The following is a 22,881-nucleotide window of genomic DNA, read 5'->3' as shown; positions in this document are numbered from 1 at the left end:
TCGTTCCGCACCGCGGTAGACCTCGCGTATGACGCTCGAAGGCCTGGATGGCTCTAACCCCGCACAGCCCCAGCGATGGTGGCGCCGCGTGCTGCCGATCCAGACAATACAGGATCGGATTCTGCTGTGGGCTTGGGGTAGCCTTGTTCTGACCCTGCTGTCCTTCGCCTGTTCACTGCTTGGCGACAATTTCACGGCGATCGCTTTCGCCGCTTTTCTGGCCGCTTCGCTGACGCTCGTCGGGGCAATCATGGATATCACGGCCCTGAAGAAGGCCCACGCCGAGCTGGAGCGGAGCGAGCAGCGTTACCGCCATTTGTTCAGCCGGATGCCGATTGCATTCCGGCAGCTCGACGCCAGCAGGCTGGTCGCGCTGTTTCGAAAGTTGCGCGCCGAGGGCGTCAAGGATCTCGGCCCCTATTTCGACAGCCATCCCGAGTTTCTGCGGACCTGCATGGATGCACTCTCGTTTCAGGAGGCCAATGAACGCGCCATCCAGATGTTCGGGGGAGGCGTCGAAGGCTATGTCGGTCGTTCCATGGCCGAGAGCTGGAAGGAACGGCCCGATACGTTCCGGCGCGCGATGGAATCCCGCTATCGCGGCGAGACGAATTTCGAGGAAGAAACCAGAATGGTCACGTGGGACGGCCGCGTCGTCGACGTGCTCTTCACGACCGCCCGCGTCGGCCCGATCAACGATCTCGAGGTCAGCCTGGTCGGCACGATTGACATCTCACAGCGTGTTCGCGCCCAGCAGAAGCTCCAGCAGGTGCAGGCCGAATTCGCGCATGCCGCGCGGGTCTCGATGCTCGGCGAGCTCACCGCCTCGATCGCCCATGAAGTCAATCAGCCCCTCGCCGCCATCGCCACCAACGGCGCCGCCGGGCTACGATGGCTGAACAGGCCAACCCCTGATATCGTCGAGATCCGCAAGACCATCGAAAACATCGTCGTGGATACAAAGCGCGCCGCGAACATTGTGGCCCGCGTTCACGGCATGGCCTCGCGGAAAGCTCCGGAGCAGGCCTGCCTGTCGTTCGACGAGATCATTCGCGAAGCGCTTCTGTTCCTGCGACACGAGATGGAATCACGCGGCGTCGCGATCCTGCACCGGCCTGATCCCGCCGCGCCGCAGGTGCTCGGTGACCGCACCCAGCTCCAGCAGGTGATCGTCAATCTCGCCATCAACGCGGTTCAGGCGATGATACAAGCCGGATACGACGATCGCAGGATCGTCATCAGCACGGTCACGCAGAATGCGACGACGTTGTGCTGTTCCGTGGAGGACAACGGTCCCGGCATCGCCGCCGAACATGTCGGCCGGCTCTTTGAAAGCTTCTTCACGACCAAGGAGAGCGGCATGGGCATGGGACTGCCCATCTGCCGATCGATCGTCGAAGCACATGGAGGCCGCATCGGCGCCGAAACCAGTGGCGCAAATGGCGGAGCCCGCTTCTGGTTCACGCTGCCGCTATTCTCTGGCAGCCGCCGAACGCACCAGACGGATCGGGACGCCCTTGAATGACGGCGTGAAGCTGAGGGGGTCGCGGGCATAGAGCGGGACCAGCGGATTGGTCTCTGGATAATACGCCGCACAGCAGCCGGTCGGGAAGGAATAGACGACCACGCGGAAGTTGCGCGCGATCCGCTCGGCGCCGTCGGTGGAGGCGGTGACCAGGTCGACGCGATCGCCGTCGGCCAATCCCCGCTTCTTCAGCTCGTATTCGTTGAGAAACACCACATCGCGCTGGCCGAACACGCCGCGGTAACGGTCAGACATCGAATAAAGCGTGGTGTTGTACTGGTCGTGGCTGCGGATGGTGGTGAGCCACAGAAAATCGTCATCGCTCTGCGCCGGGTCCTCGCCGCAACCCGGAAAGACCAGGAAATTCGCCTTGCCCGACGGCGTCGCCCAGATGCGTTCGCGCGCCGTCGAAGTGAGATGGAAGCCGCCGGGCACACGGATGCGGGCATTGTAGCCCTGGAAGATCGGGAACACCGCCTCGATCGCATCGCGGATGCGGTCGTAGTCGGCACCGAAGCCGTCCCAGTCCACCACCGTGCGCTCGCCCAGCGTCGCCTTGGCGACGCCGGCGATGATCGCGACCTCGCTGAGGAGATGCTCCGATGCCGGCGTGTTGCGGCCGCCCGACGCATGCACCATCGACATCGAGTCCTCCACCGTGATCGACTGCGGCCCCGATTCCTGGATATCGATCTCGGTGCGCCCGATGCACGGCAGGATCAGGGCGGCGCGGCCGTGGATCAGGTGGCTGCGGTTGAGCTTGGTCGAGACGTGGACGGTCAGATCGAGCTTGCCGAGCGCCGCCTGGGTCGCCTGCCAGTCCGGAATGGCGGCGGCGAAATTGCCGCCCATCGCGAAGAAGGCCTTCACCTCGCCGCGGATCATGGCTTCCAGCGCGGTAACAACATTATGCCCCGGCGCAGCGGGAGGCTTGAAGCCGAAGCGCTGCTCGAGGCGCTCGAGGAGGTCCGCCTTGGGAACCTCCGTGATCCCCACGGTGCGGTCGCCCTGCACGTTGGAATGGCCGCGAACCGGGCAGACGCCGGCGCCTTCGCGCCCGACATTGCCGCGCAACAGCGCGAGGTTGGCGATCTGCTGCACGTTGTTCGCGCCGCGCCAGTGTTGGGTGATGCCCATGCCGTAGACGAGGATGGCGCGCTCCGCCTTCCTATACGCGCCGGCTAGCTTCGAGCTGATGGTCGTCGAGGACAGCGTGATCATCTCGACCGGGCTCTGCGGCGCCTGGAAACGCTCCAGCGCGCGCTCGCGGAACGGGTTGAACGAGATGATCGATGCACCGCGGCGGGCCGCATTGCGCAGGCTGGTCATCATCCGCGGGCTGTTGGTTCCCGGGTTCTGGCCCGCCTCGTGGCACATGTTCGAACAGTCGGGGAAATTGTTGGTGCCGTATTCGCGCACGAACAGCTGGTAGAGGAACGCGGCCTCGTTCGAGGTCCGCCCCGAGGTGTAGAACTCCGCCATGTTCGGATCCGGCAGGGCCCCGAGCTCGCGGCCGATCATGTCGAATGCGCTCCACTCCACCGGGAGATAGCGGTCGGATGCAGCATCGTAGGCCATCGGATGGGTGAGCCGACCGACCATTTCGAGATCGTAATCGTTCCAGCTCGCGAGCTCCGTGACGGTATGCTCCGCAAAGAATTCGGGGGTGCAGCGCTTCGACGTCGCCTCCCACGCGATCGCCTTGCCGCCGTTCTCGCAGAATTCGAACGACGATGTGTGCTTCGTTCCGGTCTGGATGCAGCTATTGTCCTTCGTGGAATGCTCGGCGCGGATCGAGCACGCGCTTGCGCATTTCAGCCCCGAGTTCACCTGCGTTCCAAAACTCAAGGCGCAGCTCTATGTCGCGCTGGGATTCGCGCTCCTCAACACGACGGGGTCCGCGGATCGCATGAAGGCGGCGCTGAGCATCGGTCTCGCGCTCGCCGAGGAGCTGTCCGATCTCGAGCTTCAGCTCAAGGCGGTCTGGACGTTGTGGAGCTACAACCTCAATTCGGGCCAATACGCTGAGGCCAAGGAGGTCGGCGAACGCTACCTCGAGATCGCGCTGCGCACCGGAAATCCCGCCAACGAAACGGTAGGCCGTCGCCTGATCGGCGCTGCCACCCATTTCTTCGGCGCGCAGGAAGATGCACGGCGCGAACTGACCTTGTCGCTGGACCATGCGGCTCATGGATTGGACGGCGGCGCGAACCAGATGTGGTTTCTGCTGAACCAGAGCGTCCTCGCCAAGGCGATGCTGGCCCGCGTGCTGCTATTGCAGGGAAAGATCGGCCAGAGCAGATCCCTTGCCGCCGAGTGCCTCCAGGAGGCCGAGCGCGAGAAGGACAAGCTTGCGATCGCCTACGCACTTCGGAATGCCGTCTGCCCGAGGCCAATGACCCGTCCAATCTCTCGCGAGCCGAAGTGCTGTTCGCCGAGGGACTATCCGTGGCCCGAGACCAGCATTGCCGCTTCTACGAGCTGAAGGTTGCGGCAGCCTGGGCGAGGATCATGGCGGGATCGAACCGTCAGCAGACGGCACTTGATCTCGTCGGTCCGGTCAGCGCCCTGTTCGACCAGGAGATCGATCTTCCCGCACTCGCCTTTGCCCGCGCTCTGGCCGAGATACCGGGCCTCTCGACATGCGACGGCAACGGTCCTGCGTCTTGCACCTGCCACTAAAGCATGATCCGGAAAAGTGCGAAGCGGTTTTCCGAAAAGATCATGCGCAAACAACAACCTAAAGCGCGATGACGATTCAGCCAGACCTCATCGCGCTTTAGGGTTCGAGCCGCCATCCACCTCAGCATCCCGGCGGCAGGATCGGCGACACGCCCGGCGTTGGCGCTGCGCCTGAGGCGTTGGCCGGCAACACAGTCGCAGGCGAAGCAAGATTCATCGAGACCCCCTCCGCACAAGCCGAGCTGTTCGGGCTGGGCACGACGGCGGCGCTCGGGTCTATGCCCGTGCCGCCGGCACCAGTGGCGTCCGCCAGGATCGTGCCGGGCGCGGGGCTTGCTGACACTTGCGGGATCGACAACGGCAGAGACGCAGCGCTCGTCACCTGCCCCCCCGGCGTCGAGCTGCATGCCACCGTCGCACCCGTTCCCGCCGGCGCTGCCGTCGAGATGGTCCCGATCGAGCTGCCGTTCTGCCCCGTGACTGGCAGGATAGAGGCCGCGATGCCTGATGTCGAAAGGCCTGTGGACGATACGGTCGGAGTCGCCGGCATCGGCGTTGGCGATGACGACGGTGGAGCGCAGACCACCACCGTGCCCGGCGTGGTCGGATCCGAGGCGAGCGGGACAGGCGCCAGGGTCGTGTCCGGGGCACCTGACACCGTCGTTGCCGAAAACGGCCCGGGACTGGTGAGCGGTGAGATCACGATCGCGCCCGGCACCGTCGGCAGATCCATTGCCGTGCTGCCGGTCGTTGCGACCTGCGCCTGACCAGGAGAGCCGCCCAGCAGCAGAGCCATCACCGTTACGAATGCGATCCGCATCATCTTTCGTGTTCCTAGCTCACTTCGGTCTTGCGAACGGTGACCTTGCTGCCTTCCACCAGATTGACCGCAGGATTGAGCACGACCTGGTCGCCGGACTGCACGCCGGCGCGCACTTCCACCGTGGTGCCGAAATCCCGGGAGATCGAGACCTGCTGAAAATGAACCGTGCCATTCCGGACGACCACGACATGGAGGCCGTTCTGATCGAAGACGAGCGCGTCGGAGGGGATCGTCATCGATGCCGTCCTGCGCGGGATCGATAGTTCGACCGTGCAATAGATGCCCGGACTGAGCAGGCCGTCGGGATTGGGAACGTCGATCTCGGTGAGCAGCGTCCGGCTCCCCGGCTGCAGCGCGGTTGCGATCCGCGTGACCTTGCCAGCAAATGTCCGCCCCGGAATCTCGGGGACGCGGATGTCCGCATCGACGCCCGGAGCAACGCCAAACGCCTCGTCCTGAGGCACGAACACCTGGGTTCGGATCACGTTGGAATGCATCAGCGTGAACATGAAGGTCGACCCTGCCTGCACCAGGCTGCCATTGTCCACGTTGCGCTGCGTGACCACGCCGTCGAACGGCGCCACCACACGCTGGTAAGACTTTTCCTGCTCAAGGACGCGGATCTGCGCCTCCTGCGCAGCGATGTTCGACTGGGCGACACCCACCGCGCCCTGCTGCGCGCGCAGGGTGAGACGATCATTGTCGCCCTGCTGTGCCGTCAACCAGCCCTGCTTGACGAGATTGCTGTCGCGCGAATTGGTGACGTCGGCCAGCTCCCGGCTTGCCTGCGCCTGCTGAAGCGCGGCCTGGTCCTGGGCGAGCGTCGCCTGCGCCTGCGCGATCTGCTGATCCAGCTCCGGCGCAGTGATTTCCACGAGGAGGTCGCCCTTCTTGACCCGATCGCCGATATCGACGTAGCGCTTCTCGATATAGCCGCTGGTCCGCGCGAAGATGTTGGCCGCCTCGAACGCGGTCGTCGTCGCCGGCAAGCTCACCTTCATGAGGTCGCCGCTGGGCCGGACCGTCGCCACACGAACCTCGGGAATGTTGGTTCGAACCTGCTCTGCCACTGCGGCAACGTCTCGCGCGGCCTGGTAGTGCCGCCAGCCGCCGATGCCGAGACCGCCCGCAAGCAGCAGGAGCACGCCTCCCCCGAACAGCGCACCACCGAAACGGCGTCCGGACCGTGCGCCCTTGCCCGGCAGCTCCACGATCCGGAGGCTTTCCGCCGCGGGGCGGTCACTTGCCTCGTCGTCATTGGTCCTTGCGCGAACGTCACTCATTCCGGTTGCTCCTCGAATACGCCGTGGCGAGGCTTGCCGTCGTTGCCCTTGCGCAGCATGGCGAAGAGATAGGGCACGACCAGCAAGGTGGTCGGGGTTGCGAACAGCAGGCCGCCGATGACCGCCCGCGCGAGCGCTGCATTCTGCTCCTCGCCGGGTCCGCTGATCGCCATTGGGATCATGCCCACGATCATCGCCGCCGCGGTCATCAGCACGGGCCGGATCCTCGTCCGGCCCGCGCTCAGCGCCGCCTGGAATGCCGAGTGTCCCTTCAACTGCTCGTCGCGCGCGAAGGTCACGAGCAGGATGGAATTTGCGGAGGCAACGCCGATCGCCATGATGGCTCCCATCAGCGATGGCACGTTGAGCGTCGTCCCGGTGATGAACAGCATCGTCACGATGCCGCAGAATGTCGCCGGCAGCGCCAGGATGACGACGAAGGGATCGCCAAAGTTCTGGTAGTTCACGACCATCAGCAGGTAGACCAGGATCGCCGCGAACAGAAGTCCGAGTCCGAGATCGCGGAACGACTGATGCATGCTCTGGATCTGTCCCAGAACCTGAATCGAATTGCCCGGCTGGAGCTGCTTCTGCAGGGTGGACGTCACCTTCTCGATGTCGGCCGCGACGCTGCCGAGATCACGGCCCTGCACGCTCGCATAGACGTCGGACACGGGCTGGACATTGGCCTGGTTCGAATTGGTCGGAACAGTGCCCCGTTTGAAGGTCGCGACATTGCTGAGCAGGCCGGGCACCGTCTGCCCGCTTGCGGCGAGCGAGGCCGACACCGGCGTGTTGTCCAGGGCGTTCAGCGAGTTGGCCCTGTATTCAGGCGTCTGCACGGCCAGGTAATAAGGGATGCCTGACGCCGGATCCGTCCAGAAATTCGGCGAGACTTGAGCGGACGAACTCAGGCTGACATTGATGTTTGTCGCCACCGTGCTCGCATTGAGGCCGAGTTTCGCGGCGCGGGTGCGGTCGATGTCGGCATAGAATGCGGGAGCATCGACCTCCTGCTGCAGATGCGCGTCGACCACGCCGGGGATCGCGGCGAGTCTCTTCTGCAGCTCCTTGGCCACAGTCAGATTGTTGTTGCCGTAACCGACCGTGCGGACATCGATCTGCGCCGGGAGACCGAAGTTCAGGATCTGCGTGACGATATCGGCCGCCTGGAAATAGAAAGTGTCCTCCGGGAATGCCGACGGCAGCACCTGCCGCAGCTTTCTGATGTAATCCGCGGTCGGCTTGTGCCCTTCCTTCAGCGACACGAGGATGGTGCCGTCATTCACCCCGATCGTCGAACCGTCCGTGAAAGCGAGGTTATAGGGACGCGCGGGCAGGCCGATATTGTCGACGATCAGCGCCCGGTCGCGCTCCGGAATGACGTCGCGGATTTTGTCCTCGACCGCCTGGAAAATCGCCTCCGTACGCTCGATTCGCGTACCCGCGGGGGCGCGAACATGGAGCTGGATCTGACCGCCATCGATCAGGGGATAGAAGTCCCTGCCGACATAGACGAACATGGTGGCCCCGAGCGCGAGCACCAGTACGGCGACAACGGGCACGATGGCGCGATGCCGCAGCAGTCGGAGCAGCAGATCGGAATAGCCGTCGCGCAGGCGCTCGAACGTCCGCTCGAACGCCGCGGAGGCGCGGGCAAAGATGTTTGACGGGCGCTCGCCCTCGCCATGACGCCGCTCGCTCTTCAGCAGCAGGCCGATGGTGATTGGCGTCAGCGTCCGCGACAGCCCGTATGACGCCAGCATCGCGAACACCACAGCGAGGCCGAGCGGCGTGAACAGGTATTTGGCCGGGCCCTCCAGGAACACGACCGAGGTGAACACGCAACTGATCGCGAGTGTCGAGACCAGCGTCGGCACCGCGATCTCGGCGGCTCCGTGCAGGGTGGCGTCCGGTAGCGGCATGCCCTCCTCGGTCCAGAGCCGGTGCGTATTCTCGATCGTTACGGTCGAATCGTCGACGAGGATACCGACCGCAAGGGCAAGGCCGCCGAGCGTCATCGTGTTGAGGGTCTCGCCGAGGAAATGCAGGACGATCAGCGAGGACAGCATCGCCAGCGGGATCGAGATCAGGACGACCAGCGTCGACCGCCACGATCCCAGGAACACCAGGATCATCAGTGCCGTCAGGCCGGCCGCGATCGCGCCTTCGCGCAGCACGCCGTCGACCGAATGAGTGACGAAGATCGACTGGTCGAACAGCTCGTTGATCTTCAGCCCCGCCGGCGCCGACGCGCGGATCGACGTCAGGGCCGCTTTCACGCCGTTGACGACAGCGAGCGTGGAGGCATTGCCGTTCTTGATGACGCTGAGCAGGACGGCGCGATGGCCGTCCTCGCGCACGATGTTCTGCTGGACCTGGGCGCCGTCGCGGACCTGGGCGACGTCCTTCAGGAAGATCGTGGCCCCGTTCGCGAACTTGACCGGGATCATGTTGAGATCCTGAATCGTCGCCGGCGTCGCGTTGGTGCGAACGGTGTACTGGGTGTCGCCGATCTTGGTCGTGCCGGTCGGCAACGTCAGGTTCTGGCTGTTCACCGCGTTGACAATGTCGAGCGGCGTCAATCCCCGCGACAGCAGCTTGTTCGGATCGATGTCGACCATGATCTGACGGTATTTGCCGCCGGCAGGCGTGGGCAAGGTCACGCCCGGAACGGGAGCCAGCTGCTGGCGGACCCGGTAGATGCCGAAATCGTAGAGCTGCTGCTCATTCAGGCTGTTCGATTCGAGGCTGAGCTGGAGCACCGGCACGCTCGAGGCGTTGAACTGCACGATGATCGGCGGCTGGATGCCCGGCGGCATCAGGGCGCGGATGGCATTGGTCGCCGAGACGATCTGCGAGATTGCGAGATCGAGATTGACGTCCGGTTGGAAGTAGATCTTCTGAACCGACAGGCCGTTGAGGGTCTGCGCCTCGATATTCTTGATGCCGCTGACATTGGCGCTGATCGAATATTGACTGTAGGTGCTGACGCGCTGCTCCATCTCCGGCGTCGAGAGGCCGGTGTAGCTCCAGATGACCGTGACGACGGGGATCCGGATCTCCGGAAAAATATCCGTCGGCATCGAGCGGATCGCGATGCCGCCGAGGAACAGGATCAGCGCCGCAAGCACATAGAATGTGTGCGGAAGCCGCAGCGCGAAGCGAACAATTCCCATGGTGGCCTGCCTGGAGCAAAATTGCGCGAGATCGTCGGACAGGTGAGGACGGCCGGGCCCCCGTTCAAATGAAAACGAATTCAGTCGCTGCGCGCGGCGGCGCGTGGCGCATCCTGCGCGGCGAGCATGACGACGCGCTTGACCTTGGCGAAGGTGCGGATCTCGATCTGCCGAACCCGCTCACTGGATATGGACAGCTCCTTGGCGAGCTGATCGAGCGTAACGGGGCATTCCGTCAGCCGCCTCGCTTCGAAGACACGACGGTCCCGCGCCGCAAGCCCGTCCAGCGCAACACGCAGGGCCTTGCTGCGCTGATCCGTCTGCTCGTGATCGGCAAGCAATGTCTCCGCGTCGACCGCCCCATCGACCAGCAGGGCTTCCAACTCGGTTCCACTGTCCTCGTCACCGACGCGCGCGTTCAGCGACATGTCACCATTGAGTCGCGCGTCCATCTCGATCACCTCGCGCGCCGTCACCTCGAGCTTCCCGGCGATCAATTCGGCGACCTCGGGCGTAACGCCTGCCATCACGTTGCCGGTGGCTTTCCTGATCTCGCCGCGGAGCCTGAAAAACAGCTTCTTCTGCGCAGCCGTCGTCCCGATCTTGACCAGGGACCAGGACCGCAGGATGTATTCGTGAATAGTGGCCTTGATCCACCAGATCGCGTAGCTGGAGAATCGCGCGCCGCGACCGGGTTCGAAGCGCGACGCTGCGATCACGAGGCCGAGATTCGCTTCCGCGATCAGATCGACCAGTGGCAGGCCGTATCCCTTGTAACCTCGCGCCAGCTTGGCGGCGAGCCGAAGATGGCTGGTGACGAGCTCATCCGCGGCGCTCCGGTCCCGCGTTTCCTGCCAGCGACGCGCCAGCTGCTGCTCCTGACCTGACTCAAGCAGCTCGTAGCGCCGGATGGCGGCGGAATAGGCGGTGAGGAACGGCGTCGACACCGCTGCGGCCGGCACGGCAACAGGATCGCGCCTCACGACTTGATGGCTAGTCTGCATTTGTCACTCCTACATTCCAGGCCGGCTGATTGATCGCGAAAGCATCGCGCATCATTCGGTTCATCCCATCTGGCTCGCGTCTGCGTGCAGCAATGTCCGCGATCGGCGCGTGATGGGTCTGCGCGCCCTCCCGGTCCAGGCCAGGATCTCGATCCGCCCACCGGGAGCGGGACCAATGATCAGCCGGAAGCCATGCAGCTTGACGATCGCGGCAACCAGGCTCAATCCAAGCCCGACGCCCGGGGTGTTGCGCATCTTGTCGGACCGGTAGAACCGCCGCAGCACCGCTTCGCGCTCCTGCTCGCTGATGCCGGGCCCGGTATCGCTTACGCGCACCAGCGCGGTGTCGTCCTCCGCTTCCAGGGCTAGCTCCACCCGTCCGCCTGACGGCGTGAACTTGATGGCATTGTCGACGAGATTGGCGACCGCCTCGAACAGCAGGTCCCGGTCACCCCACACCTGCACATTGTGCTCGGTGACGACGGAGAGCCCGACATGCCTGTCCTCAGCGATCGGCTCGTAGACGTCGCACACCTCCCGCAGGATCTCGTCGAGCGCGACGTCGCCAAACCCTGCCATGCGGCGGTTGTTCTCGATCTCGGTCAGGCGCAACAAGGCGGTCACGATCGCGAGCGACTGGTCGATGCCGGCGATGGCCTTGTCCGTAATGTCCTGGAGCTCCTCCAGCGTTGCCGCATGCGTCCGCCCGCGCTCCAGCGCCAGGCGGACGCGCGTGAGCGGCGTCCTGAGATCATGAGCGATATCGTTGCCAACGCCGGCGAGCGCATTGATCATCATCTCCATCTCGTCGAGCATGCCGTTGACGATCCTGGCCAACCGCGCAAACGGGTCGTCCGTACCGCCCTCGGGAAGCCGCTCGCGAAGCTCGCCGGCCACGATGCGCTGGACCCGCTGGTTGACCTCCTCCACGCGCCTCTGGGCACGCAAGCTCAGCCAGGCACCGGCGAGCAGGCAGAGGCTGAAGGCCGGCAGCAAGCCCAGGGCCAAGGCCTGGCCCACCACGCTCGATATCTCGCGCGTCTCATCCACGTTCCGTCCCATCACCAGGACATCGCCGCCATCGAGACGCCTGCCGACTGCCCTGACGACGGGAACATGGGCCAACTGCTTTTCCAACAGATCGAGTCGCACGCCCTGCACCGCTCCATTGAGTCCCAGCTCGCGCGGCACGCGGTCGATGTTGCCGGCCAGCCTTTTGCCGGCGGCATCGAACAGTCCCGCGTACTGGACGCCCCTCGAATCCTGCGCGAGATGATCCGCGATGGCGCTGATGCGGCGGGCCGGGGGCAAGTCTGCGATGAAATGGATCTGCGCGGTGATCATACGGTCGGATCGCGTGACCAGATAGCCATCGAGCTTCCAGTAGATGAACGCGAACAAGGCAACCACGAACAGCGCGAAGGCGGCCGCCACGGCCAGGGCCCAAAGGAATGTGCTGGAGCGGATCAACTGGATCTGGTGCATCCCGTGCCCCTATTGCCGCGAGCGCAGGACGAAGCCGGAGCCCCGGACGTTGTGGATCAGCTGCGGCTCTCCGGGACCGTCCACCTTGTGGCGAAGCCGACCCATATGCACGTCGATCAGGTTGGTGGTCGCCGGAACGAACTTGTAGTTCCAGACCTCCTCGAGCAGCATCGCGCGCGTCAACAGCTGATCGTTCCTGCGCATCATGTATTCGAGGAGGCGGAATTCGCGCGGCAGCAGGTCAAGCCTGCGCGCGCCGCGTCGCGCGGTCCGCTCGATCAGGTCGAGCTCCAGCGGCCCGACATGCAAGATGGTTTCACGGCTATCGATCGGCCGGCGCAGTAACGCCTCGATCCGTGCGACCAGCTCGACGAGCGCGAACGGCTTTGTGAGATAATCATCCCCGCCCATGCGTAATCCGCGCACCCGGTCATCCACGGCGCCGAGCGCACTCAACACCAGCACAGGCGTCCTGACCTGATCCTTGCGTAGCGCCTCGATGACGGTCAGCCCGTCCATTCCCGGCAGCATGCGATCGACGATCATGGCATCGGGACTAGACGCGCGCGCCCGGTCGAGACCGTCAACGCCGTCGCCGGCCCACTGCACCTCGAAGCCGCGATCGGCGAGCTCGGCGACGATCGCCTCCGCGGTCTCGGTGTCGTCCTCGATCAGGAGAATCCGGTTCATGATCTTCGCTCCACGTTCCGCGCGGCGCCTTAGTGCGCGGTGAGGAAGCATGGGTTCAGCGGCGCGCGGTGTCATGTTCGACGTCCGCGCGCGCCGAACCCGTGGCTTTGACGCCGCCTGATGCCGGCCATTCGCTGTGGTACGAGATAGGCTTGCGGCGCGGACGCTGCCATTGAATTCCAGTTCATGTTGCGGACGACGCGCCTCACGAGCAGCGCCGATGCAAGAACGATGCGTGTTGCCAAGCTCGTGATCATCTTCCGGGGCTCCGCTGCGAGCTGCGATGGATCGAACATATGCCGTCAACGCACGTGCTGTAGTTTCAGGGGCCACGGATGTTATGCATTCGCACGATCGTGGTTGCGACGCCGCATCGGCTCACAGGCGGTTGAACTGCGGTGAGCAAATCGTGCGTTTGAATCGCGACCGATCGTTCACACCTCGATGACGAGCCGGCTTGGTTCGGCCTGATGTCATCAATGGAGAGAGCGAATGACCACGTCCAAACTGTTGTCGATGGGATTGATCGCAGCCGCCATGCTGGGCGGCCCCGTCATGGCGCGCGAGCACCATCGCGTCGTGCAGCAGCCCGCGATGGAAGCCGATACGGTCGCGACGAACGCGCCATTCTATTATCCGGGCGAACGCGCCTGCGTTCCAGCACCGCGCGTCGGCGCCTTTGCCACCGCGCCGTGGACCGGCAACAACGTGCCGTGCGAGCCGGGCACGGGCAGCTTCTGATCGCACCAACGCGGCCGGCCGTGTAGCGCCGCCGGGATTTGGAATGACGGGAGCGGGCTGCGCTGTTCAGCCCGCTCCCTCGCGTGCGTCACGGCCACGCGCGACGAGATGATCTTCGCGAGCGGCACGCCGATATCTGACGCCGAATTCAGTTGGATTGCCGCGCAGCGCGCCTACCTCTCTTTCATCACTGGCCCGATCATCCGCAGCCTCGCCTACGGCATGACCAGGAGCCCAACACGAGAGGAGTTTCTCATGAAACGCACAATCATGATTCTGGCGACGGCAGCACTCGCCTCGACGCTCGCCATCGGCGCGGCCAATGCGCATGGCGGCGGCGGTGGCGGCGGCCACGGCGGTGGCGGCTTCGGCGGCGGACATGCGGGCTTTGGCGGCGGCGCGCATTTCGGCGGCATGGGCCATGATGGGGGTTTTGGCGGCGGCGCCCGGTTCGGCGGCGAGCACCTCGGCTTCGGTGGTCATGCCGGTGGCCTTCGCCAGCACGCGTTTCACAGCTACGGCCGCTACCGGCCCGGCTATGGATTCTACGGCGCCTATCCGGATTGCTACGATTGGTACGAGCTGCATCCTGACCAGCCGTTACCGCTCAGCTGCAGCTAGCCCTGCGCGTTCAACATCCATCGGTCCGGACTGACCAAAGCGTATTGCCGTCTTAGTCGAAGATAACGGCGATGAAGCGCGCCGTACCCTTACAACGCCGAGAGGAGTCAAACCCACGAGTCACGGTCGTGGTGGTAAATCCCGACCACGGCCGCCCTCAGGCTCGGAGCGCACGCAACTTCGCGCTCGACTGAACTGCTGGCATCGTGGCTCGAATTGGCGAGCCCGAGAACGCCTCACCCACCACCTGTTGCACCGCGAAACCATTTGCGCCGCAACATCCAAAATGAGACTGCCCGTCAAGCCGAACGAGGCGTCCACGCATGCACCGCATCAGACTTCGGCTAGCCTTCCCGTCAAATCCGCGAGCCTTTCGAGCCACGGGCGTCGTGCCGGTTCGGTGCGGCAATAAATCAATGACACAGGGAGGAGCACAATGTCGAAATGCAGTATGGGGCTGCTCGCGCTGAGCAGCCTGTTTCTTTCAGGCGCCGCGATCGCCCAGGAAAAGATCAAGGTGGGCGTGACCGCAACGCTCGAAGGCACCTACACCGTGCTTGGTGAGGACGGCATGCGCGGCCACCAGACCGCGCTCAATGTGCTGGGCAAGAAGATCGGCGACAAGGAACTCGAATTCATCGTCGCCTCGACCGACGCGACGCCTGACTCCGCTGTGCGCGCGGTCCGGAAGCTGATCGAGCAGGACAAGGTGCAGATCCTGCTTTCGCCGCTCTCCGGCGACGAAGGCATCGCGGTGAAGAACTTTGCCAAGACCCATCCCGAGCTGACCTTCGTCAATGCGGCGTCGGGCGCGCAGGAAACCACCTATGTCGATCCTGCTCCGAACTTCTTCCGCTACAACATGGACGGCGCGCAGTGGCAGGTCGGCCTCGGCAAATACGCCTATGAGGACAAGAAGTATCGCAAGATCGCGACCGTCGGCGAGGATTATTCCTTCATCTATACCCAGGTGTTCGGGCTGGTGCTCGAGTTCTGCGGCGCCGGCGGACAGGTCACCAACCGGCAATGGGTGCCGCTGGGAACGAAGGACTTTGCCTCCGTCATCGCCGCCCTGCCCGACGATGTCGATGCGATCTATCTCGGGCTTGGCGGCGCGGATGCCGTCAACTTCCTGAACCAGTATCAGCAGGCCGGCGGCAAGGCGCATCTGATGGGCGGTTCCATCATGATCGACCAGACAATCCTGTCGTCGAAGGGTAACGCCAAGAATGCCCTCATCGGCACCATCGCAGCGAGCGGCCAGGCCGACACCTGGGAGGATCCGGGCTGGCAGAAGTTCGTGAAGGCCTATCAGGACGCCTTCCCGCCCAACAAGCGCTTCCCGAGCCCCTCGCTGCTGGCGACCAACTACTATGATTCAACCATGGCGCTGATCCTCGCACTCCGTCAGGTCAATGGCGATCTCTCCAACAATCAGGCGAAGTTCAGGGAAGCGCTGGCGAAGATCGAGCTCGACGCGCCGAACGGCAAGATCAAGCTCGACTCCAACAGGCAGGCGATCGGCACCAACTTCGTCACCGAAGTCGTCGACGACGGCAAGGGCGCGCTGTTCAGCAAGGTCGTGAAGGTGATCCCGAACGTGAATCAGACGCTCGGCTATGATGCGGCCGTGTTCTCGAAGATCGGCCTGCCCAGCCGGACCGTGCCGGAATGTAAGAAGTACTGACGCATCACATCGACAGTGCGCAACTGGGGAGCGACTTGCTGACGCGGTCGCTCTCCGCTCTTGCAATCTCGGCGGCGTTGTTGAACGCTGGCTGAAAAGACAAGAACATTCGGGAGGGGAAGGCATGAGCCGGGCGCTCGCCGTCTTCCACGGCCGGTTCGGTCGGGCGACGGTTTATCAGTTGAACCGCCCTTTCAATATCCACGCGCATCGTGAAGGTCATCTGATCTTCCATGTCGGCGGTATGCCGGCATGCATCGATGTTTCCGATGGACATTACGATCTCACTGAATCTTCCGTTGTCGCCGTCAATCCCTGGGAACCACACAACTTCCTGCCGACCGATCTCGACGGCGGCGCCATCTTCTTCGTGCTCTACGTCAATGCCGAATGGTTTGCGCCCGATGCCTCGGGCACCGACCGTTTGCGTTTCGGCCGCACCCAATTCAAGCGCACGCCGGCGCTCGACAAGCACATCAGACGAACCGCGGCGCTTGTGTGCGGCGCACCATCACTCTCGAGTCTTGATTGCGAGCTGCGGAGGCTGATCGACATCTGCTACGATGAAAGCTGGCAGCAGGCCGAGATAGCGCGGGATCCGCGCGCAAGCGGCTCCGTCACCGATTTTCGCGTGCGCAAGTGTATCAAGATGATGTCGGAGAGCCCCGGCGCCGAGATCGAGCTCGACACCATTGCGCGCGAATCCGGCCTGTCGCGGCCGCATTTCTACCGGCTGTTCCGCGTCCAGACCGGGGTTACGCCAAACCTTTATCTCAACACGCTGATCATGGAACAGGCGCTCGAAGCGCTGGTGGCCAGCGAGACGCCGATCGCCGATATCGGCTTTGATCTCGGCTTCTCCTCGCAGAGCGGTTTCACCCGCTTCTTCGCCGCCAATGTGGGGATGGCCCCGACCGATTATCGTCGCGCAGCCAAGGTTTTGCGCGCCTGACTGCTGCACGAAAAGATACTCACGATCAAACGTCGCCCTCGCCGCCCGGCTAGGATGTGGGCAACGCGATCCCGAAAAGAGGATCGCTGAGTCCGGGAGGACGCACGTCGATGGCAGGGCTCGCAGCCGGCAACGGCTTGCATGCCCCCTCGCCCCGCTTGCGGGGAGAGGGTTGGGGTGAGGGAGAATCTCCACGAGGTCGGTGGCAGTTCGACTCGCGGAAACTCCCCCTCACCCGCGCCTTCGGCGCGACCTCTCCCCGCAAGCGGGGCGAGGTGAAGCCATGAGCCGCTTTGTCGAACGCCATCCCGCCTGGGCGCTGATCACGATCATTGCCATTGCCGTCGTGCTCTGGCTGATATTTGCGGTCTGGCCGCCAGGTCTCGAAGAGGCCATCGGCCGCAAGCGCGTCTTCCTCAACGCCGTCTTCAACGGCATCACGCTCGGTGGCCTCTACTTCCTCGTCGCCAGCGGCTTTACTCTGATCTTCGGCCTGATGCGCAACGTCAACCTCGCGCATGGCTCGCTCTATCTGTTCGGCGGCTATGTCGGCTACGCCATCAGCACATCGACCGGCTCCTGGCTGCTCAGCTTCATCGTCGCCTTTATCCTGACGGCCCTGGTCGGCGTGCTGCTCCAGGTGATCGTGTTCCGGCGCATGGAGGGCCAGGACCTCAGGCAAACCATGGTGACGATCGGGCTGTCGATCGTGTTTGCCGACCTCATGCTCTGGGCCTGCGGCGGCGATTTCTACCAGATCCAGACCCCGAGCTGGTTGATCGGACCTGTGGACCTGCCGCTGATCACAGCGGTGAAATCCTCGGGCGAGCCGGTCTATCTCCGATACCCGCTGGTGCGGCTCGTGATCTTCGCCGCGTCCGTGGTCATCGGCGTGGCGATGTGGCTCGCGCTCAACCGCACCCGCGTCGGCATGATCATCCGCGCCGGCGTCGACGACCGCGATATCCTCGCTGCGACCGGCGTGCGCATCCAGCTCGTCTTCGTGCTGGTGTTCGCCTTCGGCGCGGGACTTGCCGGTATAGCCGGCGTGGTCGGCGGCACGTTCCAGTCATTGTCGCCCGGCGAGGACATCCGCTTCCTGCTGGCCTCCCTCGTGGTCGTGATCGTCGGCGGCATGGGCTCGATCCCCGGTGCGGCGCTCGGCGCGCTGATCATCGGCCTCGCCGAGCAGCTCGGCTCGGTCTACATCCCGACCTACGCCATCGTCGTGACCTTCCTGATCATGGTGCTGGTGCTGGCGATCCGGCCGCAAGGTCTGTTGGCGAGGCGCTGAGATGTCGCTTGCCCACGACGCCCGCATTGCCGTTCGTCCCGCTGCCGGAGCACAGCGCCCCGCGCGGACGTGGCCGGAGGTGAACAATCCCGCCGCCTGGGTCGTCGCGGCCGTCCTCCTGATCATGCCGCTGATTGCCAACGGCTTCTTCCTGATCGAGATCTTCGCCACCACGCTGATCCTCGGCACCATGGCGCTGAGCCTGATGTTCCTTGCCGGCTATGGCGGCACGGTCAGCCTGATGCAGCTCACCATCGCTGGCTTCTCGGCGTACATGGTCGCCGTGTTTGGCGTCAGCGGCAATGCCAATATCAGCCTGGGCTGGCCGTGGTGGCTCGCAGTCCCGATGGCGCTTGCGCTAGCGACCGCCTTCGGAACGCTCGGCGGCGCACTCGCGGTGCGCACCGAAGGCATCTACACCATCATGATCACGCTCGCGATCGGCGCGGCCTTCTACTATTTCACCAACCAGAACTGGGCGATCTTCAACGGCCATACCGGCATCAACAACGTGGCCACGCCGCACTTCTGGGGCGTCAACTGGCGCGCCGACATTCCCTTCTACTATGTCGTGCTCGCGACTGCCGCGCTCTGCTACTTCGCGGTCGAATATCTCTCGCGCGCCCCCTTCGGCCTCGCGCTCCAGGGCGTGCGCGACAATCCGCGGCGCATGGCTGCGCTGGGCTTCAACGTCAACGCCCATCGCGTCGCCGCCTATGCCTTCGCGTCTTTCGTCGCCGCGCTCGCCGGCGTCCTTCAGGTCTGGAACTATCGCCAGATCTCGCCGGGCTCGGTCAGCGTCGGCGCCTGCATCGACGTGCTGATCATCGCTGTGGTCGGTGGGATCACCCGCCCGATCGGACCCTTCATCGGCGCGCTGATCTTCGTGTTGCTGCGCACCTTCGCGCTCGACTTCCTGGTCCGGCTCGGACTCGACGGCAACCGTTTCCGCCTGCTGATCGGCCTCGGCTTCCTCGCCATCGTGTTCTGGTCCTCGGACGGCGTCATTGGGCTGTGGCAGCGCTGGCGTCAGCATCAACGCCGCGACGTCAGCCGCTCCGGCGGAGGGCATCGCCATGGATAGCGTCGCCCAGCGCCTCTCCGCCGTCGGTGCCAGTGCCGCGCTCGAGCTGCGCGGCGTGACGCGGCTGTTCGGCGCGCTGGCGGCGCTGACGGACGTCACCATCACGGTGAGACCGGGCGAGCGGCGCGCCGTGCTCGGCTCGAACGGCGCCGGCAAGACCACGCTGTTCAACTGCATCACCGGCGATTTCCCGCCCTCCTCCGGCACCATCCGCTTCTTCGGCGAGGACGTCACCCACTTCCCGCCCTATGAACGCATCCGCCGCGGGCTGCGCCGCACCTACCAGATCTCGGCGCTGTTCCCGGGTCTCACCGTGCAGGACAACGTCTATCTCGCCTGCCGCGGCGTCTCGCGCGGGCGCTTCTCGTTCCTGCGGCCGGGACAGAACGACGCCCTGATGCATGCAGCCGACAATCTCGTCCAGGCCGTGCATCTGTCCGCCGTGAAGGACCAGCGCGTGGCCGAGCTCGCGCACGGCCAGCAGCGCCAGCTCGAAATCGCGCTGGCGCTGGCCGGCGCCCCGCGCTTCGTGCTGTTCGACGAGCCGGCCGCAGGCCTGTCGCCGACGGAGCGGCAAGAGCTGATCGAGATCCTGACCTCCCTGCCCGCGCATATCGGCTACATCATCATCGAGCACGACATGGACGTGGCCTTACGCGTCGTCGAGAGCGTCACGATGATGCACAACGGGCGCGTCTTCAAGGAGGGACTGCCCGAGGAGATCCAGTCCGATCCCGAGGTGCAGGAGCTCTATCTCGGAGGCGGCCATGAATGAAGCCCGCCGCTCTTCCGCCGCGCTCGAGGTTCGCGGCCTCGACGTCTACTACGGTCACTCCCACGCGCTGCAAGGCGTCGATCTCACGCTGGAGAGCGGCGTGTTCTCCGTCGTCGGCCGCAACGGCATGGGCAAGACCACGCTGTGCAGGGCGATCATGGGGCTGGTCGGCGTGAGCGGCGGATCGATCCGCGTGCGCGGCGAGGATGTCACGCGGCGGCCGCCGGCCCAGATCGCGCGTCTCGGCGTCGGCTATGTGCCGCAAGGCCGCCGTCTCTGGCGCTCGCTCAGTGTCGACGAGCATTTGCAGCTCGCCGGCGGGATGCGCTCCGGCGCCTGGACCGTCGAGCGCATCTACGACACCTTCCCGCGGCTCGCCGAACGCAAGGGCCACGGTGGCGGCCAGCTCTCCGGCGGCGAACAGCAGATGCTGGCGATCTCGCGCGCGCTGCTCACCAATCCGCATCTCCTGATCATGGACGAGCCAACCGAAGGCCTCGCGCCCGTCATCGTGGCGCAGGTCGAGGAGATGCTGCTGCGGCTGGGCGAGGACGGTGACATGTCCGTGCTCGTGATCGAGCAGAATATCGGCGTTGCCACCGCGATCTCCCGCAACGTTGCGATCATGGTCAACGGCCGGATCAACCGCATCATCGACTCCGCGCGGCTCGCCGCCGACCGCGAGCTCCAGCAGCGCCTGCTCGGCGTCGGGCTTCACGCCGAGCTCGAGCCGGATGTCGACATCCCCGCGTCCGGCGCCGAGGCGAAACCCGCGCCGGCGCCACGCCGCGACGGACCGGTCCGCATCTACATCTCCAACCCGGCGCTGCCGACGCGATGGTCGCAGCCGGTGCCGATCGCCCGCATCGAGGCAGCGGCCCGCACGCGCTCCACGGACGTCACGCGGCTGGAGGAGACGACGCGGCGCAGGCGCGAGCCGGTGGCGGCGCAGACCGCGGGGCCGCCTGTCGTGCTGGTCGTCGGCACGCTCGATACCAAGGGCCAGGAGTTGCGCTACATTCGCGACATCATCGCAGCGACCGGCCTTCGCACGCGGCTGGTGGACGTCTCGATCAGCGGCAAGCAATCCAGCTGCGATGTCTCCGCGCAGGAGATTGCCCTGAACCACGGCCGCGGCGGATCCGCCGTATTCGGCGCCGATCGCGGCGCCGCCGTGACCGCGATGGCCGATGCCTTCGCCAACTGGCTGCGGCGCCAGGGCAATGTTGCCGGCGTGATCTCGGCCGGCGGCTCGGGCGCGGCGTCGCTGGTTGCGCCGGGCATGCGCGCCCTGCCCGTCGGCGTGCCAAAACTGATCATCTCCTCCATCGCCTCGGGCGACGTCGGGCCCTATGTCGGCCCCGCCGACATCACCATGATGTATTCGGTCACCGACGTGCAGGGGCTGAACGCGATCTCGCGTACGGTGCTCGCCAACGGCGCCAATGCCCTCGCTGGCATGGTCAAGGCGCGGCTCGATACGCGTGCCGCGACAGCGCGCGAGGCCGGCGGTCTGCCTTCGGTCGGCATCACCATGTTCGGCGTCACCACGCCGGCGGTGCAGAAGATCGCAGCCGAGCTGCGCGACGATTTCGAATGCCTGGTCTTCCATGCCACCGGCGTCGGCGGTCGCTCCATGGAAAAACTCGTCGAGTCCGGGCAGCTCTCAGGCGTCATCGACCTCACCACGACCGAGATCTGCGACCTGCTGATGGGCGGCGTGTTTCCGGCAACGGAGGATCGCCTCAGTGCGATCATCCGCAGCCGGATTCCCTATGTCGGCTCGGTCGGCGCGCTCGACATGGTCAATTTCGGCGCACCCGACACCATTCCCGAGCGCTACCGCCGCCGCAAGTTCCACGTCCACAATCCGCAGGTGACGTTGATGCGGACGACAGCCGAGGAGAACGAGCGCATGGGCCGCTGGATCGCCGAGCGGCTCAACCGGATGGACGGACCTGTGCGCGTTTTCCTGCCCGAGGGCGGCGTCTCCGCGCTCGACGCGCGAGGCCAGCCGTTCTGGGATCCGGACGCCGACGCTGCGCTGTTCCGCGCGCTGGAGCACAACGTGCGCCAGACCGGCAATCGCCAGCTCATTCGCACACCTAAGAACATCAACGATCCCGAGTTCGCCGCCACCATCGTCAGTGCGTTCCGAACCCTGTTCGGCCGCACCGGCGCGCGGCGGAGACTAGCGAGGTGACCGATGCCAAGGTTTGAACGCGCAGCCCTTCTGAAGACGTTTCGCGACATGGCGAGGCGCGGCGAGCCGATCGTCGGCGGCGGCGCCGGCACCGGCTTGTCAGCCAAGTGCGAGGAAGCCGGCGGCGTCGATCTCATCGTCATCTACAATTCCGGACGCTACCGGATGGCCGGCCGCGGCTCGCTCGCGGGCCTGATGGCCTATGGCGATGCCAACGCCATCGTGCTGGAAATGGCCGGCGAAGTGCTGCCCGTGGTGACCGGAACGCCCGTGCTTGCGGGCGTCAACGGCACCGATCCGTTCCGCGACATGGACGTGTTTCTCGACCAGCTCAAGGGACTTGGTTTCGCAGGCGTCCAGAACTTTCCGACCGTCGGCCTGATCGACGGCACCTTCCGCGCCAATCTCGAAGAGACCGGCATGTCCTATGCGCTCGAGATCGACATGATCGCCAAGGCGCACGACAAGGACATGCTGACGACCCCTTACGTGTTCAGCGAGAAGGAGGCCGCCGCGATGGCGATCGCCGGTGCCGACATCATCGTCTGCCACATGGGCCTGACGACCGGCGGCACGATCGGCGCGCAGACCGCCTTGAGGCTCAAGGACTGTCCCGCGCATATCGACACCTGGGCCTCTGCCGCGCTCAGCGTCAATCCGGACATCCTGGTGCTGGCCCATGGCGGTCCGATCGCGGATCCCGCCGACGCCGATTTCATCATGAAGAATACCTGTCATTGCCACGGCTTCTACGGCGCCTCCTCGATGGAGCGACTGCCGGTGGAACGGGCGCTGACGGAGCAGGTCCGCCAATTCAAGGCGATCGGTGCGCGGTAACGCCGGAACGTTCGAG

At 64.8% G+C, this 22,881-nt stretch carries 19 protein-coding genes; 13 read left to right on the top strand and 6 right to left on the bottom strand.

The annotated features are described in order from the left end of the window. The first annotated feature begins 28 nt into the window (after window positions 1-28). A complete protein-coding gene (locus tag JQ592_RS28130) occupies window positions 29-1,525 on the top strand; it encodes a sensor histidine kinase (RefSeq protein WP_211406025.1) in 1,497 nt (498 codons plus the stop codon). Here JQ592_RS28130 and JQ592_RS28125 read toward each other — a convergent pair. Continuing rightward, entirely contained in the window at window positions 1,472-3,127 is a 1,656-nt protein-coding gene (locus JQ592_RS28125) for a molybdopterin-dependent oxidoreductase (RefSeq protein ID WP_246820721.1), read from the bottom strand. The genes JQ592_RS28130 and JQ592_RS28125 overlap by 54 nt on opposite strands. Before the next feature lie 64 nt (window positions 3,128-3,191). Between JQ592_RS28125 and JQ592_RS28120 the strand changes: the two genes are divergently transcribed. The 3 genes from JQ592_RS28120 (at window position 3,192) to JQ592_RS28115 (ending at window position 4,974) form a co-directional block, all read left to right on the top strand. Beyond that, window positions 3,192-4,010 (top strand): hypothetical protein, encoded by an 819-nt coding sequence (locus tag JQ592_RS28120; protein ID WP_246820720.1) that lies wholly within the window; start codon window positions 3,192-3,194, stop codon window positions 4,008-4,010. Then, complete coding sequence (locus tag JQ592_RS38370) at window positions 3,974-4,207, top strand: hypothetical protein (RefSeq protein WP_246820719.1); 234 nt, start codon at window positions 3,974-3,976, stop codon at window positions 4,205-4,207. The genes JQ592_RS28120 and JQ592_RS38370 overlap by 37 nt, the downstream gene beginning before the upstream one ends. Before the next feature lie 179 nt (window positions 4,208-4,386). Beyond that, a complete protein-coding gene (locus JQ592_RS28115; protein ID WP_211406024.1) occupies window positions 4,387-4,974 on the top strand; it encodes a hypothetical protein in 588 nt (195 codons plus the stop codon). A 67-nt stretch (window positions 4,975-5,041) separates the two neighbouring features. On the opposite strand, the gene JQ592_RS28110 is transcribed toward JQ592_RS28115, so the two are convergent. From JQ592_RS28110 to JQ592_RS28090, 5 genes are all read right to left on the bottom strand, one after another. Next, on the bottom strand, window positions 5,042-6,313 hold the full coding sequence (locus JQ592_RS28110; RefSeq protein ID WP_211406023.1) for an efflux RND transporter periplasmic adaptor subunit: 1,272 nt from the start codon (window positions 6,311-6,313) through the stop codon (window positions 5,042-5,044). Continuing rightward, a complete protein-coding gene (locus tag JQ592_RS28105) occupies window positions 6,310-9,492 on the bottom strand; it encodes an efflux RND transporter permease subunit (protein ID WP_211406022.1) in 3,183 nt (1,060 codons plus the stop codon). Before JQ592_RS28105 ends, JQ592_RS28110 begins: the two co-directional genes overlap by 4 nt. Window positions 9,493-9,572: 80 nt before the next feature. After that, a complete protein-coding gene (rpoH, locus tag JQ592_RS28100; RefSeq protein WP_211406021.1) occupies window positions 9,573-10,496 on the bottom strand; it encodes an RNA polymerase sigma factor RpoH in 924 nt (307 codons plus the stop codon). Between the two features lie 60 nt (window positions 10,497-10,556). Beyond that, window positions 10,557-11,981, bottom strand: a complete 1,425-nt coding sequence (locus JQ592_RS28095; protein ID WP_211406020.1) for a sensor histidine kinase — start codon at window positions 11,979-11,981, stop codon at window positions 10,557-10,559. Window positions 11,982-11,990: 9 nt separating this feature from the next. Continuing rightward, window positions 11,991-12,671, bottom strand: a complete 681-nt coding sequence (locus JQ592_RS28090) for a response regulator transcription factor (protein ID WP_211406019.1) — start codon at window positions 12,669-12,671, stop codon at window positions 11,991-11,993. Between the two features lie 492 nt (window positions 12,672-13,163). Between JQ592_RS28090 and JQ592_RS28085 the strand changes: the two genes are divergently transcribed. The 9 genes from JQ592_RS28085 to JQ592_RS28045 all read left to right on the top strand — a co-directional run bounded on the left by JQ592_RS28085 (window position 13,164) and on the right by JQ592_RS28045 (window position 22,865). Further along, window positions 13,164-13,412 (top strand): hypothetical protein, encoded by a 249-nt coding sequence (locus JQ592_RS28085; protein WP_211406018.1) that lies wholly within the window; start codon window positions 13,164-13,166, stop codon window positions 13,410-13,412. Window positions 13,413-13,667: 255 nt separating this feature from the next. Beyond that, window positions 13,668-14,033: a hypothetical protein gene (locus tag JQ592_RS28080; protein ID WP_211406017.1), complete on the top strand. Its 366-nt coding sequence runs from the start codon at window positions 13,668-13,670 to the stop codon at window positions 14,031-14,033. Window positions 14,034-14,469: 436 nt separating this feature from the next. After that, window positions 14,470-15,720 (top strand): ABC transporter substrate-binding protein, encoded by a 1,251-nt coding sequence (locus JQ592_RS28075; RefSeq protein ID WP_211406016.1) that lies wholly within the window; start codon window positions 14,470-14,472, stop codon window positions 15,718-15,720. 124 nt (window positions 15,721-15,844) lie between these two features. Further along, window positions 15,845-16,672 carry a helix-turn-helix domain-containing protein gene (locus tag JQ592_RS28070; protein WP_211406015.1) on the top strand — a complete coding sequence of 276 codons (828 nt, stop codon included), beginning with the start codon at window positions 15,845-15,847 and terminating at the stop codon, window positions 16,670-16,672. A 283-nt stretch (window positions 16,673-16,955) separates the two neighbouring features. Further along, a complete protein-coding gene (locus JQ592_RS28065; RefSeq protein ID WP_211406014.1) occupies window positions 16,956-17,966 on the top strand; it encodes a branched-chain amino acid ABC transporter permease in 1,011 nt (336 codons plus the stop codon). A gap of 1 nt (window position 17,967) precedes the next feature. After that, window positions 17,968-19,050: a branched-chain amino acid ABC transporter permease gene (locus tag JQ592_RS28060; protein WP_211406013.1), complete on the top strand. Its 1,083-nt coding sequence runs from the start codon at window positions 17,968-17,970 to the stop codon at window positions 19,048-19,050. Next, entirely contained in the window at window positions 19,043-19,825 is a 783-nt protein-coding gene (locus JQ592_RS28055) for an ABC transporter ATP-binding protein (protein WP_211406012.1), read from the top strand. The genes JQ592_RS28060 and JQ592_RS28055 overlap by 8 nt, the downstream gene beginning before the upstream one ends. Further along, window positions 19,818-22,028: an ABC transporter permease gene (locus JQ592_RS28050; RefSeq protein WP_211406011.1), complete on the top strand. Its 2,211-nt coding sequence runs from the start codon at window positions 19,818-19,820 to the stop codon at window positions 22,026-22,028. Before JQ592_RS28055 ends, JQ592_RS28050 begins: the two co-directional genes overlap by 8 nt. A gap of 3 nt (window positions 22,029-22,031) precedes the next feature. Beyond that, the gene (locus JQ592_RS28045; protein WP_211406010.1) at window positions 22,032-22,865 is read left to right on the top strand and encodes a phosphoenolpyruvate hydrolase family protein; all 834 of its coding nucleotides are present in this window, start codon (window positions 22,032-22,034) and stop codon (window positions 22,863-22,865) included. Window positions 22,866-22,881 lie beyond the last annotated feature (16 nt).

It is taken from the genome of Bradyrhizobium iriomotense, assembly GCF_018129405.1.
In the GTDB taxonomy this organism is placed as follows: Bacteria; Pseudomonadota; Alphaproteobacteria; order Rhizobiales; family Xanthobacteraceae; genus Bradyrhizobium; species Bradyrhizobium iriomotense_B.
The sequence above is the reverse complement of the archived record's forward strand: the minus strand, read 5'-3'. Positions and strand labels throughout refer to the sequence as shown.